Annotated in this window: 1 protein-coding gene and 1 pseudogene; both read right to left on the bottom strand. The window is 39.1% G+C overall.

What is annotated here, in order from left to right:
- Positions 1-181, bottom strand: a pseudogene (locus R0J88_RS18945) (IS3 family transposase); the annotation flags it as partial.
- A 115-nt stretch (positions 182-296) separates the two neighbouring features.
- Positions 297-383, bottom strand: coding sequence for a hypothetical protein (locus tag R0J88_RS18950; protein WP_410900720.1), 87 nt, complete (start codon positions 381-383; stop codon positions 297-299).
- Positions 384-389: the final 6 nt, after the last annotated feature.

Here is a 389-nt window from a genome sequence, read left to right on the forward strand (position 1 = left end):
TCTCTAAATCAAATCCTGCTTCTCTAAAGATTTGGCTTGGTCCTTTTCCTTGTAAATTTTCCTGAACAGCTTTCAATTTAAACTCTGGTGTATATTGAATGGCACGATCAGATACTGATGTGACATTTGGATTCATTTCAATTAGTCTGCGTTGATGTTCGTTAAAAATAATGTTACTCATAATGTTCTCCCGTTCATAAATCGTAAGGTTAGTATAACGGGGTTTCTCCACTCTGAAAATAGTAAAACCCCGAATAGGTCCACTTTTTTTAAGTGTCCACTATTCGGGGTTCAGTTCACATGGTTACGCCCCCTTTACTGGCTGCATAAGCGATTGACCCATCTAACGCGGTTTCGGAAGCAACTGACGATACATTGATAATGGATCC

Source organism: Pseudoalteromonas sp. SIMBA_162 (assembly GCF_046535955.1).
GTDB classification, from domain to species: domain Bacteria; phylum Pseudomonadota; class Gammaproteobacteria; order Enterobacterales; family Alteromonadaceae; genus Pseudoalteromonas; species Pseudoalteromonas marina.